General features: G+C 70.1%; 12 protein-coding genes. 8 read left to right on the plus strand and 4 right to left on the minus strand.

The features are described from left to right. Positions 1-143 precede the first annotated feature (143 nt). Both ACP59X_RS06265 and ACP59X_RS06270 read right to left on the minus strand, forming a co-directional pair. Positions 144-3,119, minus strand: coding sequence for a PD-(D/E)XK nuclease family protein (locus ACP59X_RS06265; RefSeq protein ID WP_428566431.1), 2,976 nt, complete (start codon positions 3,117-3,119; stop codon positions 144-146). After that, positions 3,116-6,349: a UvrD-helicase domain-containing protein gene (locus tag ACP59X_RS06270; protein WP_428566434.1), complete on the minus strand. Its 3,234-nt coding sequence runs from the start codon at positions 6,347-6,349 to the stop codon at positions 3,116-3,118. The genes ACP59X_RS06265 and ACP59X_RS06270 overlap by 4 nt, the downstream gene beginning before the upstream one ends. A 313-nt stretch (positions 6,350-6,662) precedes the next feature. Here ACP59X_RS06270 and cpaB point away from each other — a divergent pair, with 313 nt between their 5' ends. From cpaB to ACP59X_RS06310, 8 genes are all read left to right on the plus strand, one after another. Then, positions 6,663-7,559, plus strand: coding sequence for a Flp pilus assembly protein CpaB (gene cpaB, locus ACP59X_RS06275; RefSeq protein WP_428566437.1), 897 nt, complete (start codon positions 6,663-6,665; stop codon positions 7,557-7,559). Then, the gene (locus ACP59X_RS06280; RefSeq protein WP_428566445.1) at positions 7,546-9,135 is read left to right on the plus strand and encodes a type II and III secretion system protein family protein; all 1,590 of its coding nucleotides are present in this window, start codon (positions 7,546-7,548) and stop codon (positions 9,133-9,135) included. Before cpaB ends, ACP59X_RS06280 begins: the two co-directional genes overlap by 14 nt. Before the next feature lie 21 nt (positions 9,136-9,156). Next, positions 9,157-9,432, plus strand: coding sequence for a hypothetical protein (locus ACP59X_RS06285; protein WP_428566448.1), 276 nt, complete (start codon positions 9,157-9,159; stop codon positions 9,430-9,432). A 139-nt stretch (positions 9,433-9,571) separates the two neighbouring features. Next, complete coding sequence (locus tag ACP59X_RS06290) at positions 9,572-10,744, plus strand: CpaE/TadZ family protein (protein WP_428566451.1); 1,173 nt, start codon at positions 9,572-9,574, stop codon at positions 10,742-10,744. A gap of 233 nt (positions 10,745-10,977) precedes the next feature. Continuing rightward, positions 10,978-12,348: a TadA family conjugal transfer-associated ATPase gene (locus ACP59X_RS06295; protein ID WP_428566456.1), complete on the plus strand. Its 1,371-nt coding sequence runs from the start codon at positions 10,978-10,980 to the stop codon at positions 12,346-12,348. Positions 12,349-12,363: 15 nt separating this feature from the next. Beyond that, a complete protein-coding gene (locus ACP59X_RS06300; protein ID WP_428566459.1) occupies positions 12,364-13,356 on the plus strand; it encodes a type II secretion system F family protein in 993 nt (330 codons plus the stop codon). Positions 13,357-13,374: 18 nt separating this feature from the next. After that, on the plus strand, positions 13,375-14,319 hold the full coding sequence (locus ACP59X_RS06305; protein WP_428566464.1) for a type II secretion system F family protein: 945 nt from the start codon (positions 13,375-13,377) through the stop codon (positions 14,317-14,319). 15 nt (positions 14,320-14,334) lie between these two features. Beyond that, positions 14,335-14,676, plus strand: a complete 342-nt coding sequence (locus ACP59X_RS06310) for a hypothetical protein (protein WP_428566469.1) — start codon at positions 14,335-14,337, stop codon at positions 14,674-14,676. Positions 14,677-14,781: 105 nt separating this feature from the next. Here ACP59X_RS06310 and ACP59X_RS06315 read toward each other — a convergent pair whose 3' ends face one another. Both ACP59X_RS06315 and ACP59X_RS06320 read right to left on the minus strand, forming a co-directional pair. Beyond that, on the minus strand, positions 14,782-15,114 hold the full coding sequence (locus tag ACP59X_RS06315; RefSeq protein ID WP_428566471.1) for a hypothetical protein: 333 nt from the start codon (positions 15,112-15,114) through the stop codon (positions 14,782-14,784). A 16-nt stretch (positions 15,115-15,130) separates the two neighbouring features. Next, complete coding sequence (locus tag ACP59X_RS06320; RefSeq protein ID WP_428566474.1) at positions 15,131-15,583, minus strand: TadE/TadG family type IV pilus assembly protein; 453 nt, start codon at positions 15,581-15,583, stop codon at positions 15,131-15,133. Positions 15,584-15,590 lie beyond the last annotated feature (7 nt).

A 15,590-nucleotide genomic window follows, 5' to 3' on the forward strand; every position in this document is an offset into this window, starting at 1 on the left:
AGCCCGGCATTCCCACGTTCGCTTCCCTTGCGGGAGGTCCAGGAGGGGCAGTGCCCCTCCTGGCCGCCGGAGGCTTCTCCCCGCACCTCTCACCGCATCGCTCGCCACGCTTCACCGCCCGTACCTTCCCGCCCCTTTCCCTCCTACCGTGACGCCGCGCCGCAGGCCGGGCGGAAGTCGCAGTAGGGGCAACGCCGCTCGTCCGGGCGCGGGGCGAAGGCGGTGGCGGTGGTCAGGTGGCGCAGCAGGAAGCGCAGCAGTTGGGGCACCCGGCGCTCGATGATCTCCCGGCGGGCCGGGGCCTCGAAACGCGGGCCAAAAAGCGGCTTTTCCTGGCCGTCCTGGCGCAGCTCCACAAAGGCCGCATCCGCCGGCCGTTCGCCCCGGCCGGCGCCGTAGAGCCAGCAGTAGAGCGGCAACTGGACGCTGGGGAAGCGGCCGGCCGCCTCGTCGAGCAGCCGCGGGTCGTCGGCGGAATCGCGAAAATCGGTAACGCGCCGGAAAAAGGCCTCGTCCGTCCAGGCGGCGGCCGGCACGGCCGGCACGCTCCCGGTCTTGTAGTCCACGATGACCACGCCCTCCTCGCGGCGATCGAGCCTGTCGGCCCGGCCGGCGAGGAGAAAGGGCCGGCCGGAGACGTCGAGGCTGGCCGCCAGTTCCGTTTCCAGCTCGAAGGGCGTGGTGCGGGGCAGGGCGGCGGCCATGGCCGACAGGCGATGGCGCCCGGCCTTGGCCAGAAGCAGCCGGCCGTCGGCGGGCAGGGCCTGGTAGGCCGGGTTGTCGGCCAGGCGGGCCTCGAACAGGTCGGCCAGGGCCAGGGCGTCGATGTCGGCGGCGTCGATGTCCCGGCCGAGGTAGGGCGTGAAGAATTCCCGCAGCGCCTCGTGGGCGGCGATGCCCACGGCCGCCGGGTCGCCTTCCTCGGCCACCTCGGCCAGGGCGGCGAGCGGCGAGAGGTAGCGGTAGAAAAACCGCAGCGGGCAGGCCAGGTAGGTGTCGAGGAAGGTGGCCGAGAGCCGGTGGTTTTCCAGGTAGGCGGCCAGGCGGGCGGCCACGGCCGGGGTGACGGGCATGGCCGCGTCGGCCTCGGGGATGGGGCAAAGGGGCAGGCGCACCAGGGCCACCGGCGGCTCGCCGGGGCTGAGCACCCGTCCCCGGCGTTTTTCCTCCTCCCACAGCAGCTGCTCCACGTAGCGGCTGCGGCTGGGCTTGGCGTCCTCGAACAGCCCGGCCCCGGGCGCGCCGGTGCGGTAGAGCAGCGTGATCTCCTCGGCCCCGAAAAAGAGCCGGTAGATGTTGTAGGCGGCCACCAGGTCGCGCTGCCGGGTGTCGGGCAGGGACAGCAGCCGGCGCAGCGGGTCGGGCAACAGCGGCTCGTACGGGGCGCTGCCCGGCAGCTTGTCCTCCACGGCGTCGAGGACATAGACGCGGCGGAAGGTCATCAGGCGCGTTTCCAGGACGCCGAGCACCTGCAGGCCGGTCAAGGGCTCGGCCTCGAACGGGGCGCGCTCGTCGGCAATAAGGCGGCGCAGCAGGGAAAACAGCGTGTCGCGCGGCAGGATGGCGTCGGCCAGCCGGCCGCCGGTCAGCGTCGGCACCACGGCCGTGGCCAGGCGGAACAGGCATTCGGCGTCGATGAGAAACCGCTCCCAGGCGTCGCCGGCATGGTCCGGGTCGAGCAGCAGCTCGCACAGCCCGGCCACGGCGTTGCCGAGGGCCCGGGGCGTGTCCACGGCGGCGAAGGCCGCAAGGCACGTGGTCAGCACGCGCCGGGCCAGGGCCGCGACCTCGGGCGGCGTCGGGGCATCCTCCTCGCCGGCCTCCACCAGGAAGGGGTCGACAAAGGCCCCGCCCCGGCGCAGGGCCGCCTCCAGGCCGTGGAAAACGCCGCGCAGGGGCTCCGCCTCGCCCAGGCGCAGCATCTTGAGGTAGGGATGGCGCAGCAGGGCCACCAGCTCCTTCCAGTGGTAGCGCCCCGGGGACAGGGCCGTTTCCTGAAGCGTCAGGATGGTTTCCAATAGCCTGGCCAGGCTCGAGCGGGCCAACGGATAGCCCATGGAGATGTTGACGTCCTTGCGCGGCAGGATGTGCAGCACGGGCGAGAGCAGGCCGGTGTCGGGCAGCACGATGGCCGTGTCCTCCAGGTCCGGGGCTTCCCGCAGGCAGGTTTCCAGGGCCTTGAGCTGGGCGTGCAGGTCGTGGCCCTCGAAAAAGCGCAGTTTTTTGGAGGACAGGTTGGCGGCGTCGGCATCGAGCACCAGGGTCGGCCGGTCCGGGGCGGCCTTGGCCTTGGCCTTGGCCCGCCGGGTCCGGCCGTCGGCAATGACCACGGCCCGGGCGCTCAGGTCCCCCAGCCAGCGTTTCTGCTCCAGGCAGGAGAAATGGACCCGGCCGCCGGGATCGGCCAGGGCCGGGTCGCCGTGCCAGAGCATCTCCAGGTCGCCCTGGCGCCACAGGGCGGCGAACAGCGCCTTTTCCGCCCCGGACGGCACGGCAAAGCCGCAGGCGAAAACCTTCCTGCCGGCAAACCGGGCGGCCGCCTCGCGGGCGTTTTCGGCGGCCAGGGCCAGGCACAGCCCCGGGGTGGCCAGGCCCTCGGCCACAAGGCGCTGGCGGTAGCGGTCGTGGATGGCCCCCAGGCGCGAGAGCAGGGCGGCGGCCGGCGGCAGGACCTGGCCTTGCAGGTGGGCCAGGTCGCGGCCGGGCACGTTGTGACGGAACAGTTCCTCCATGCGTTCGGCCAGTTCCAGGCCCCAGGGGAAAAACCGGGCCATGTCCGTGGGGAAATCCCCGGGTTGCGGGGCTTCGGCCGCGACGGCGCGCACGATGTCGTGGAGGATGGCCACCCGGTCCAGGACGTCGAGCATGACCGGCGGCGTGGGGGCGAACGAGGCGCCGATTGCGGCGGCCCAGTCGCCGACGGCCACGATCTCCGGGGCGAGCAGGGGCTTTGGCAGCTGCGGCAGGGCGGCCAGGCGGTCGCACAGGTGCCGGGCCGCCCGGCGCAGGGGAAAGATGACCAGGACGTCGGTGAAATCGCCGCCGGTTGCGGCCACGAGCCGCCGGGCCACAGCGCCGAAGAATTCCTCGGTCCAGGGAATGATGCCCACGGGTTTCACGAGGCGGCCTCCACGTCGCGGCACAGGCGTTTGTCGAGGTAGACGAGCAGCCCCCGTCCCGGCTTGCCGGCCCGGCCGGGCAGCGCCCCGGCCAGGGCGAGGTAGCGGGCCACCTGGGCGGCGTGGCCGGGTTCCTCGCGGCCGGTCTTGAAGTCGAGGACCACGGTGGCCTCGGGGCCGAGCCACAGCAGGTCGGGCCGCAACCGCTGGCCGTCGGCCGCGATGAGCTCGCGCTCGGCCAGCCCCTTGGCCAGGGCGTCGCGGGCCTGGGGAAGCGTCGCCAGCCAGGCGAGCATGGCCGTGAAATCCTCGGCCATCTCCCGGCGGGCGGCGGCGGCAAGCCGTTCGCCGCCAAGGGCGGTCAGGGCCGCCGTGCGGGCGGCCGCAACGGGTTCGTCCGGGTCGAAACCCTGCCGGACGAAGGCCTCGGCCGCCAGGTGGGCCAGCTCGCCGCGCCGCTTTTCGCCGGAAAGCAGCGTGCGCCGCACGTCGTCGGCCACGTTGCGGTAGACCTTCAGGCGCGGCAGCCAGGCCATGGGCTCGCCCACGGCCAGGGGCTCGGCCGTTGTCGCGGCCGAGGCCGCCGCGTCGCCCGCCTCGGTGCGTTGCGGCAGGGGACAGGCGGCCGGGGGCGGGGCCGGGGGCGGGGCCGGGGCCACGGCCGGGGTGCCGACCCGCAGGGGGCCGGCCTCGGCCGGGTCGTGGCCGAAGGCGGCGAAAAGGACGGTCAAGGCCCGGGCCAGGGGAGAGCGCTCTTCGCGCAGCTTGCCGAACCCGGGCACGAAGGCGTGCAGCTCCACCTCGGGCCGGGTCCAGGCGACGTAGAGCAGGTGGACCTGCTCGGCCAGCTCCCTGGCCCGGCGCCGGGCGTGGTCCGGGCCGAGGCCGGCCTGGTCGGGCACGAGCACCTCGCCCTCGTCGAGGCTGGCGGCCACCAGCAGCGCCTCGCCCGAGCGGCCGGGGAAATGGTGGAAGGGCACGGCCACGGCCGGGAACTGGAGCCCCTTGGCCTTGTGGATGGTCATGACCCGCACGGCGCCGACGTTTTCCGGCTGGGGCACCTTTTCGTCGTCGCCCAGGGTGTTCCAGAAATCGAGAAAGGCGGAAATGGAGCCGTGGCCCCGGCTTTCGGCCAGGTGGGCGATTTCGAGGAAGCGGCGCAGGAAGGCCTCGTCCCCGGGGCGGCGTTCCAGCAGCCGGTAGCCGGCCACGATCTCGCGCAGGAGGTCGTAGGGGCCGGCCAGGCCGGTCTGGCGCAGAAACGGCCGCACCAGCCGCTGCCAGGCCTCGGGAAACCGGGCGGCGAAGGCCAGGGACAGCGAGCCCCGGCCGGGCAGCCCGGCCAGCCAGTCGGCCAGTTCCTCCCGGGCGATGCCGGCGCTGTCGCCGAAGAGTTCCCGGCCCGAGACGAAGGCGAAAAAGGACAGGTTGTCCGGCGGATAGTCCAGAAAGGCCAGCATGGCCGCCAGTTGGCGGATGAGCGGATGGTCGGCCAGGCGCAGGCTGTTTTCGGTCACCACCGGCAGGCCGGCCGCCACCAGCCACGAGGCCACCCGGGTGGCCTGGGTGTTGGAGCGGGTGAGCACGGCCACGCCGCCGCAGCCGTGGCGGGGCACGAGTTCGTCGGTGAGCAGCTCAACCAGGGCCTGGCGGGCCGCCGCGTCATAGGCGGCCACGGAATCGGCCGGCAGGGCGGTGACGCGCACGTGGCCCGGCACGGCCGGCCTGTCGGCCGGCAGGCGCTGGCCGGCGTCGGCGAAGGCCCGGGAAAGGGCCCGGGCCAGTTCGGGCCCGGCCGCGGCCTGGGCCGGGCCCAGGAGCGCCTCGGCCACCCGGGCGGCCGTGCCCGGATCGGCCAGGGCGCCGAAGAAGCGGTTGTTGGTGTCCACCACTTCCGGGGCGCTGCGCCAGTTGATGGGCAGCGTCGTCCTGGCCACCTCGTCGGTCAGGCGGGCCAGTTCGGGATCGGCCGGGACGGTGTCGAACAGGGCCGCGTCGCCGCCGCGCCAGCCGTAGATGGCCTGCTTGACGTCGCCGACGAGGTACAGGCTGCCGCCCCGGGCCAGGCATTCGGCGGCCAGCAGCCGCAGCACGGCCCATTGCTCGCCGGCCGTGTCCTGGAACTCGTCGATGAGGATGTGGGCCAGGCCGGCCCCCAGGCGGCACCAGGCATCGGGCACGCCCTGGTCGCCGGACAGGCGCGCCGCGACAAGGCGCGGCCACAAGACGTGGGGCAGCACCCGCATCTGTGTTAAGTAGGCCGGGAAATCCGCGGCGAAATGGTCGGCCAGGGCGATGAACGGGAGGGCGGCCATGGCCGCGCGCAGCACCGGCAGATCGCGGGCGCAGCGGCCGTGGGCGGCGCGCAGGGCCGCAAACAGGGCGTCCAGGGCCGGGGTGGCCCCGTCGCGGCTGGCTTTGAGCAGGCAATCGGCCAGGCCGGGCTTGGCCAGGTAGGCGGAGCGCGGCGGCGCGTCGGCCTGCTCGGGTTCGCGGCAGCGGCGCAAAAAGGTCAGGAAGCGGGCATCGGCCTTGAGCCCGGCCGCCTCCAGGCCGGTGAAAAGCGCCCCGGCGGCCAGGGACAGCTCGCCCAGGCGGCGCTCGAAGCCCAGGCGCAGGGCCTCGGCCGGGGCCGGCGGGGCGCCCAGGGGTTCGGCCAGCAACTGCCCGGCCACGGCGCAGGCGCGCTCCCGGAAGCGGCGCAGGGGGAAAAAGCCCGAGGTTTCGCGCAAAAGCGCCGCCGCCGCCTCGCCGAATCCCCGGGCCAGGGCCGGGTCCTCCGGGAGCCTGGCCGCCAGCCGGTCGTAGAGGTCGGCCAGGATGTCGCCCATGTCGAAGGCCGGCTCGAAATCCGGGCGCAGCCCCAGTTCCAGGGCGAAGATGCGGGCCAGAAGAAACAGCAGGCTGTCGATGGTGCGGATGTTGAGGCGCTCGGCATGGACGAGCAGGTCCTCGAGCTCGTCGCGGGCCTTGCCGCGCGTGGCGGCGTCGGCGCCGCCCAGGCCCAGGGCCAGGGTTTTGAGGCGCGAGAGCACCCGTTCGCGCATCTCGGCGGCGGCCTTGTTGGTGAAGGTCACGGCCAGGATCTCGGGCAGGGCGTAGCCGTGCTCCAGGCTGTCGGCGCAGGCGCGCGGCAGGCGGCTTCCCGCGCGCAGGGCCAGGGAGATGAAGCGCTCGGTCAGGGCGTGGGTCTTGCCCGAGCCGGCCGAGGCCTTGACCTGGATCAGCATGGTGGAGGGCTCCTTGGGGATGCTGTCCCAGGCTACCGCCGCCGGGGCCGTCCGGCAACCGTTTCGGCCGGAGAGGATTGGCAGGCTTCTTGCTGCATCCCGGACGCCCCGGTGTGTCCCGGGCGCGCGGCCGGCCGGCGGCGGGCCGGCCAGGCAAGCGCAGCCGGCCCCAGGCCTCGCCGGCCGGTCACGGGGGAAGGCGCGGCCGGGCCCGTAAAGGGCCGTACCAGCGTATAACAAAGTTAAAGAGTCAGTTTCTCCCGGGAGGCCGCCGGCGCCACGGCGCGGCGGGAAGGCACGGGCGGAGGCCCCAATGAAATCCAAGGCGATGCCGCACCTGATCGTGGCCGTGATCCTGGCCCTGGTGGCCGGGCTGCTGACCATACGCTGGCTGTCTTCCGTGCGCGGCCCGTCCCAGACGGCGGCGCCGGCCGTGGCCGTCAAGAAGATCGAGGTGCTGGTGGCCGCCCGCAGCGTGCCCAAGGGCGCGCGCCTGGATGCCGGCATGGTGCGGCTCAAGGCCTTCGACGCCGACGCCGCGCCCCTTGGCGCCCTGCGCGAGGCCACGGAAGCGGTGGGGCGCGTCACGGCCCGGGAGATCTCCCAGGACGATCCCATCACCCCGGACAAGCTGTTGCCCAAGGGCGCCACCGGCGGCGGCCTGGAAACCCTGGTCGAGCCCGGCAAGCGGGCGCTGACGGTCAAGGGCACCAAGGTCATGGGCTCCGGCGGCCACATCACGCCCGGCAGCCGGGTCGACGTGCTGGTGACCTACTCCCAGCCCGGGAAAAACGACGAGAAGGTCAACAAGGTCATCCTGGAAAACGTCCTGGTCCTGACCACCGGCACGGAGCTCGAGGCCAAGCGCGGCAAGGACGGCCGCGAGGAGTTGGCCAACACCGATTTTTTCACGCTCATGGTCACGCCCGAGGAGGCCGAGCGCCTGGCCCTGGCCGCCGACCTCGGCAGCATGCACCTGGCCCTGCGCAAGCCCGGCGACGAGGACGTGGTGCCCACGTCTGGAGCCGATGTGGCCAAGAGCCTGGAAGCCTTCGCCGCCGCGCCGCCGCCGGCCGCGGCCCCGCCGGAGCCGGAGCCCCAGCCGGCCGAAGTCAGCATCGAAATCATCCGGGGCACCGAGCGCGAGCGCGTGAAGCTCGACGACCTGGGCGGGGCGCCGGTAAAGGAGAAGCAGCATGGACAGCCGTAGATGCGCCGCCTGGTTCGCCAGGATCGTGGCCTGCGCCCTGGTCGTGACCCTCACCGGCCTGTCCTTCGCGGCGCCGGGCGGGGTGGGGCCCGTGGCCGTGAGAAACGCCCCCCGCCTGGCCCTGACCATCGGCAAGTCCGTGATATTGCAAAGCGATGTGGACGTGACCCGGGTCTCGGTGGCCCAGCCCGAGGTGGCCGATTTCGTACTGCTCTCGCCGCGCCAGATCTACGTGACCGGCCGCGCCCCCGGCATCACCAACCTGACCCTGTGGGACAAGGGCGACAAGGTCCGGGCCGTCTACGACCTGGACGTGGCCCCGGACATTTCGCGCCTCAAACGCGCCCTCCACGACGTCATGCCCGGCGAGCCCGGCATCGAGGTCATGGCCAGCCAGGATTCCATCGCCCTGTCCGGCACCGTGCGCGACGCCGAGAACCTGAAAAAGGCCCTGGCCCTGGCCGAGGTCTACGCCCCCAAAAAGGTACTCAACCTCCTGACCGTGGGCGGCGTGCAGCAGATCATGCTCGAGGTGCGCGTGGCCGAGATGACCAAGTCCGTGGTCAACCGCATGGGCATCAACTTGAGCGCCGTGGGCGACGGCAACTTCGCCTACACCCTCATCGGCTCCCTCACCACCGTGGCGTCGAGCATGTTCAACGTGGACACGGTGCAAAACGCCTACCAGTACGTGACCATGAAAACCACGTCGTCCTCGGACAGCTCGGCCAGCTACGAATCCTCCCCCATCCAGCTGGCCTATCGGGAGTTCAACCAGACGCCCAACAAGGAAACCATGACCATGAACCAGGGCACGGCCGTGGCCCGCTGGAACACCAACTGGGGCGGGCCGGGCAACACGGCCATGACCGCCGTCCTGGACATGCTCAAGGAAAACGGCCTGGTGCGGATTCTGGCCGAACCCAACCTCGTCTGCTTAAACGGCCAGTCGGCGGATTTTCTGGCCGGCGGCCAGATCCCCGTGCCCGTGGCCTCGGGCCTTGGCACCACCACCATCGAATGGAAGAAGTTCGGCGTGCAGCTCAACTTCACCCCGACGCTGGTCGGCGGCGACCGCATCAACCTCAAGGTCAGCCCCGAGGTGTCCAACCTCGACTACACCCGGGCCATTACCATCCTCGGCTCGCCCATCCCGGCCATCAACACCCGCCAGACCTCCACCACCATCGAACTGCGAAACGGCCAGACCTTCGCCGTGGCCGGCATGCTCAACGAGCAGTCGCGCAACACCGTGGACAAGTACCCCGTGCTCGGCGACATCCCGGTGCTCGGCAACCTGTTCAAAAGCTCCCAGTTCCAGAAGGACCAGTCGGAGCTGGTGATCCTCATCACCGCCCATCTGGTCAAGCCCCTGGACAAGAAGGCCGTGAGCCTGCCCACGGATTCGGGCCACGAGCCGGACGACCTGGAGTTTTTCCTGGGCATCACGCGCGACGACAAGGCCAAGGCCGCGGGGAGCGGCGGGCCCATCGTGGCCGGCGCGGCCTCCCTGGACGGTGATTTCGGCCATGCCGTGCCCATCGCCGCCGCCGGCCGGCCCAGAACCGAACCGTAAGCGGGAAGGGAGGAGACCGCCATGAAACGCTGCGCCACCGTTGTCGCCCTGGCCGTCCTGGCCGGTTGGGCCGGGCTTTTGGCCGGTTGCCAGGCCGAGAAGGAACGTGCCTGGGATTACGGCAAATCCTTTCATGCGGTATTTGACAACCAGAAGCTCGATCCGGCGGCTGGCGACGATACGCCGGTCGTGGGGCTCGACGGGGAAAAGACGGCCCTGGCCTACGACCGCTACCAGAAGGCCAAGCCGTCGGACAAGGACGCCACCCCGGCCCCGATCCTCAACATCCTCAAATGACGGCCGTCCTGGTAGGGTGCCCTTGGCAAAGCATGTCGGTGGTTTTAAAAAAATGTAAGGACAGTCCGGTAATGGCCTCGACGCGGGCGGCATGGTTCGAGGACGCGGCACCAGGCGGCCGGACCCGGCGGGAGCGCCCATGAGCGCACACGAGAAGATCACGGCGTATCTGGACCTGGGCGGCCAGGCGGTCAGGAGGGTGTTCGAGGAATGCCTGTCCGAGGACGGCGATTTCGAGGTGCTCGGCGACGGCGAGGAATACGCCGACCTGCTCGTGCGCGAGATCGGCGCCGACGGCGGCGAGGCGGAACTGACGGCCCTGGCCGAGGTCGTGTCCCGGCGGGGCGAGCGCGAGGTGTTTTTGACCGCCGCCGCCTACGACGCCGAGGTGCTCATGCGGCTGATGCGCCAGGGCGTGCGCGAGTTCTTTCCCCAGCCCGTCAGCCACGAGGAAGTGCGCATGGCCCTGTGGCGCTTCAAGGCCCGCCGCGAAGGCCGCCAGGGGGCGCGCGGCGGCAAGCAGGGCCGCATCATCAACGTGTTCGGAGCCAAGGGCGGGGTCGGCACCACCTCCATGGCCGTGAACCTGGCCGCCGCTTGCCTTGGCCACAAGCCAGGCGCCACCGTGGCCCTCATGGACATGAACCTGCCCTTCGGCGAGGCCCAGCTGTTCCTGGACATCGCCCCCAAGTACCACTGGGGCGAGGTGCTCGGCAACATCGCCCGCCTCGACGCCACCTACCTCATGAGCGTCATGTCGCGCCACGCATCGGGCCTGTACCTGCTGGCCCCGCCCAGCCGCCTGGACGACCTGCAGATGGCCTCGCCGGAAAACATCTCCAAGCTCCTGGAACTCATGCGCCAGGTCTTCGACACCGTGGTCATCGACCTCGGCATGTACCTCGACGAGATCACCCTCAAGGTCATGGACATCTCCGACGCCATCGTGCTCGTGTGCGTGCAGAACCTGCCCTGCCTGGCCAACGTGCGCCGGTTTCTGGACAACATCCGCCACGCCGAGGCCGGGCTCGAGGAAAAACTCAAGATCGTGGTCAACCGCCACCTGGAAGAGAGCGACCTGACCGTGGAGGACATGGAAAAGGCCCTGGCCCTGCCGGTCTTCTGGCGGGTGCCCAACGACTACAAGACGACGCTTGCCGCCATCAACCAGGGCAAGGCCCTGCTCGACGCCGCGCCCAAGGCCGCCGTCACGCGCTCCCTGGCCGACCTGGCCCGGACCCTGGCCCCGGCCGCGGAACCGGAACGCAAGCGCAAGCTTTTTGGCCTCAAACTCCTGACCGGCAGGGGATGAGAAGAGGCAGGGGCGCCGCCCCTGCACCCCGCCGGGGGGGATAATCCCCCCCGGACCCCCTTGAAGGGGGGGGTTGTGGGGTGGGCGCGAATGGGTCAATACAGGTCGTAAGCGTTGGCCCAGGTATTGCAATATACAAACCCCCCGGCGAGGGGGTCCGGGGGGCATCATGCCCCCCGGTGGAGGGGGTAAGGGGAGGCAACGCCTCCCCTGGCCGCCGGAGGCACACACACATGGAACGCGGACGGCCGCCGCTGCTGCGGCAGGGTTCCCCCCGGGGGGGCATGGCCGCGCCCGAGCGCAAGGAGCCGGGCGTGGACAGGGACGAGTATTACGAGATCAAGACGCGCATCCACGACCGGCTCATCGACCTCATCGACCTCTCGCTCCTCGACACCCTCGACGGCGCGGCCCTGGGCCAGGAGATCGGCAAGCTGGTCGAGCGGCTGTTGCGCGACGAGTTCGCCCAGACGCCGCTTAACCAGATCGAGCGCGAGCGGCTCATCAGCGAAGTCAAGGACGAGATGCTGGGCCTTGGCCCCCTGGAGCCCTTTCTCAAGGACCCGAGCGTCAACGACATCCTGGTCAACTCCTACCGCCAGATCTACGTGGAGCGCTCGGGCAAGCTGGTGCTGACCGAATCGCGCTTCAAGGACAACGACCACTTAAAAAAGATCATCGACCGCATTGTCTCCCGGGTGGGCCGGCGGGTGGACGAATCCTCGCCCATGGTCGACGCGAGGCTCCCCGACGGCTCGCGCGTCAACGCCATCATCCCGCCGCTGGCCATCGACGGCCCGGCGCTGTCCATCCGCAAATTCGCCAAGGAAAAGCTGACCATCGAGGACCTCATCCGCTTCCGGGCCATGACCCGGGACTTCGCCGACGTGCTGCGGGGCATCGTCCTGGCCCGGCTCAACATCCTGATCTCCGGCGGCACGGGCACGGGCAAGACCACCATGCTCAACTGCCTGTCGGGTTTCATTCCCCACGACGAGCGCATCGTCACCGTGGAGGACGCGGCCGAGCTGCAGCTCAAGCAGGATCACGTGGTGCGCCTGGAATCGCGCCCGCCCAACATCGAGGGCCGCGGCGAGGTCACCCAGCGCGACCTGGTGCGCAACTGCCTGCGCATGCGCCCGGACCGCATCATCGTCGGCGAGGTGCGCGGCGCCGAGGCCCTGGACATGCTGCAAGCCATGAACACCGGCCACGACGGTTCGCTGGCCACCCTGCACGCCAACAGCCCCCGCGACGCCCTCATGCGCCTGGAGACCCTGGTGGCCATGGCCGGCCTGTCCATCTCCCCCCTGTCGCTCAAGCGCTACATCGCCTCGGCCGTGGACGTCATCGTGCAGATCTCGCGGTTTTCCGACGGCAGCCGCAAGCTCGTCAGCTTCCAGGAACTGACCGGCATGGAAGGCGAGGTCATCACCATGCAGGAGATTTTCGCCTTCGAGCAACGCGGCGTGGGCAGCGACGGCAAGGTCAAGGGCGTGTTCCTGGCCCGGGGCATCCGGCCCAAGTTCGCGTCCAAGTTCGAGGCCAAGGGCATCAAGCTGCCCGACAACATCTTCGATCCACGAAACGTGGTGGAAACCTGAGCCAGGACGCCCGCCATGCCGCCCCAACCCGCCGGACTGCCGTCCATCCTGTCCCTGTCCCTGCTGCTGGCCCTGGTCTATCTGTTCGTGGCCGTGGTCTTCGTCATCCGCCGGGCCATGGACACAAGCGGCAAGGAACTGGCCCGGCGCATCGAGGAGGTGGCCCACGGCCGGGGATTGGCCCCGGAGCTGACCGCCGACCTGGTCAAGCGCCATGAGCTCAGCGGCTTGCGCTGGCTCGACGTCTTCCTCTCGCGCCAGGCCTGGAGCCGGCGGGTGGACAAGATGCTCGACCAGGCCGACATCAAGGCGCCGCTCGGCGTCTTCGTCCTGCTCTCCCTGGTCTTCGCGGCCACGGGCTACCTGGGCGCCTCGATCTACGTCGGCAACCCGCTGGTGCAGATGGCCGTGGCCGTGGGCCTGGGCACGCTGCCGTTCAAGTGGATCGCCATGCGCAAGGCCGCCCGCATGAAGGAGTTCGAGCGCCAGTTGCCCGAGGCCCTGGAACTCGTCGGCCGGGCGCTTCGGGCCGGGCACACCTTTTCCAGCGGCATGGGCATGGTCGTGGGCGAATTCGCCGACCCCATCCGCATCGAATTCCAAAAGACCATGGACGAGATCAATTTCGGCATGGGCGTGACGGTGGCGCTGGACAACCTCATGGACCGCGTGGACTGCCCGGACCTCAACTTCTTCGTGGTCTCGGTCAAGATCCAGAACGAAACCGGCGGCAACCTGGCCGAGATCGTGGGCAACATCGCCTGGCTCATCCGCGAGCGCCTCAAACTCAAGGGCCGCATCCGGGTGCTTTCGGCCGAGGGCCGCATGGCCGCCTGGGTGTTGTGCCTGCTGCCCTTTTTCGTGTGCGGCGCGGTGCAGTTCCTCAACCCGGGCTATCTGGGCCTGCTGTTCACCGAGCCCCTGGGGCGCATGTTCCTCTATATGGTCGGTGGGCTGATGACCATGGGCATCCTGGTCATCCGTAAAATGGTGCGCATCAAGGTCTAGGGGACCGGGGAGCCTGCCGTGATCATCCTGCTCATCTCCCTGCTGGTGTCGGCCAGCGTCGGCCTGGCCGCCTACGCCGTGGCCGTCATGCGCCATGAGCGGCGCCAGCGCCGGGAGATCGCCAGCCGCGCCCTGGCCGTGGTCAACCCGGCCGGCTGGCGCGAGGGGCGGCGGCCGGGCCTTGTCGGCTGGCTGTCCGGCCTGGCCCAGGGCATGGCCGAGCGCTTCGGCGAGGCCGTCAAGCCCAAGGAGGCCAAGGAACTGTCCAAGTCCCGGGCCGCCCTGGTCCACGCCGGCTTCCGCCAGCCGGGCGCCCTGGAGATCTATTGGGGCATCAAGGCGGGCGCGGCCCTGGTGGGGCTCAGCCTCGGCGCCTTGGCCGCCTTTTCCGGGCGGGTGCCGGTCCAGTACAAGATGTTCGTGGTGCTGGCCTGCGTGGCCGTGGGCTTCTACCTGCCGGGCTGGCTCCTCGACGCCCGGGTGAAAAAGCGGCAAAAAGCCATCCAGCACGGCCTGCCCGACGCCCTGGACCTGCTGGTCGTGTGCGTCGAGGCCGGCATGGGCCTGGACGCGGCCATCTACCGGGTCTGCCTGGAGCTGGCCCACAAGGAGCCGATTTTAAGCGCCGAGCTGCGGCTTCTGACCCTGGAGTTGCGGGCCGGCAAGTCGCGGCGCGAGGCGCTCAAAAACCTGTCCGCCCGGGTGGGCCTGGAGGACATGGGCAGCCTGGTGGCCATGCTCATCCAGACCGACATGTTCGGCACCTCCATCGCCCAGACGCTTCGGGTCTACGCCGACTCCATGCGCACCAAGCGTTTCCAGTTGGCCGAGGAAAAGGCGGCCAAGCTGCCGATCAAGCTGCTTTTTCCGCTAATTTTCTTCATCTTTCCCACGCTTTTGATCGTCATTTTGGGCCCGGCGGTCATAAGCCTCATCAAGATGTTCAGCGGCCTCCACAAGTAGCGGGGGAGGGGGACCATGCCCGATGCCCAGGATATGGCCCGTTCCATCGGGGAATTGCAGGAGCGCCAGCAGGGCCTGCGCGACGGCCTGTCCGGCCTGGCTTCGGGCCTCGCGGCGGCGGGGCGCGGCCTGCGGGAATTTTTCCACAGCCCGGACAACGTGCTGGCCCTGCTGATCTGCCTGGCCGCCCTGGTCGGGATCTACCGGCTGCTGCGGGCCGAGCACATCATCCCGGCCCCGGCCGATTCGGGCGGCCCGCTCGGCGGCTTCGGCCGGGGGACCGGGCTGCGGCTGGCCGCGGCCCTGGCCGCTATCCTGGCCGCCCTGGCGCTTATGGCCTGGCTGACGGGGGCTTAGCGGCGGCCGGGGCGGCGCGAAAGGCGCTTGGCCATGAGACGGAAAAAGGATGCCCGGCTGCGCAAGCGGGCATCCTTTTTCCTTTTTCCCGTGCGGGAATGGGGATTATTCCCGGTAGGGCTTGTATTGCTGGAGGATCTTGTCGCTGACGGACTGGCGCAGGGCGGCCACGTCGCTGTCGCTGGCAAATTCCTCTCCGGCGGCCAGGGCCGCGGCGGCGTCCTCGAAGCCGGCGGCCTTGGCCGCCGCGTCGAACTTGGCGTCCCAGGCCTCGGGCTGGTCGCGCGAGACCGTCACGTAGTCGCTGGCGCTGACCAGTTCCAGGTAGGACTGGTAGAAGGTGACGACATTGGCCTTGGTCGCGGCGACGGCCGGGCCGGCCAGGAGCAGCCAGGCGGCCAGGGCGGCCAGGGCGGCGAGGGGCAGGCGGGTTTTCATGGCATGTTCTCCTTGGCTACCACGGTTCCGAAATCCGCTTGGCCGAGGCCGACAGTTGCAGCCCGTCGAAAAACGGCTCCATGAGCGGATTGATGGCATAATAGGTGTAGCTGGCTTGCACCGTGAAGGGGTCGCAGGGCGTTTCCTTGCAGGTGGCGGTCGGCGACGGCGACAGGTTGAATTCGGGCGCTTGGGCCTTGGGGTTGTTCTGGGTGATGGCCGACAGCAGGTTTTCCACGGAGCTTTTGGCCGTCGACGTGGTCGTTTCCACCAAGGTGGCGGTTCGGGCGGCTTCGGACACCGCATTGTTGAGCTGGAACTGGATGCGCAGGATGTTGGCCAGCTCGATGATGCCGAAGAGCATCATGAAAAAGACCGGTAACACCAGGGCCATTTCCAGGGTGGTGACGCCTCGTTCCTGGTTTCCCGGCCGGCGTCGCGGGATGCGGGGGGGCGTAAGCGGCGACATGGTCCGG

It is taken from the genome of Solidesulfovibrio sp. DCME (genome assembly GCF_049995385.1).
Lineage (GTDB): Bacteria > Desulfobacterota > Desulfovibrionia > Desulfovibrionales > Desulfovibrionaceae > Solidesulfovibrio.